This window comes from Acetomicrobium sp. S15 = DSM 107314 (genome assembly GCF_016125955.1).
Taxonomy (GTDB): domain Bacteria; phylum Synergistota; class Synergistia; order Synergistales; family Thermosynergistaceae; genus Thermosynergistes; species Thermosynergistes pyruvativorans.
In genome coordinates this window covers 1-344 of record NZ_JADEVE010000223.1, presented here as the reverse complement: position 1 = coordinate 344, position 344 = coordinate 1, and the positions used below count along the sequence as shown (strand labels likewise).

Below are 344 nucleotides of genomic sequence, written 5' to 3'. Positions count from 1 at the left end.
CCAATACCTGGCTCCGGACGTCTTCTGTAACGGGAGAAACCCGTCCGTCGGCTCCCAAAATGCCATTGCACAGATCGAGCACGATATCGGGGGCGCCCTTCACAAATGCGATATAAGACCTGACTTAAAGCAAAAATTCCCATATAAAATGGTATCAACTCAAACCCATGGATTAGCTGTTCGGTACCAAAACCAAATCTTACTATCACAGAGAAAGGATCAAGCCCTACGGTAGCCCTATTGCGGATCAACCAATCCGAATGCGAGAGGCAGGCATCGCGGAGGGCCGGAAAATGGTCTTCGACCGCAGCGGATTCCAACACCTCCGTGCAGGTAGCCATAGC

At 51.2% G+C, this 344-nt stretch carries 1 protein-coding gene; it reads right to left on the bottom strand.

Annotation, left to right across the window (positions count from 1 at the left end; translation table 11 throughout):
* Positions 1-341: tripartite tricarboxylate transporter permease (locus tag EZM41_RS14665; RefSeq protein ID WP_446697817.1), on the bottom strand; the 341-nt coding region annotated here is incomplete at its 3' end.
* Positions 342-344: the final 3 nt, after the last annotated feature.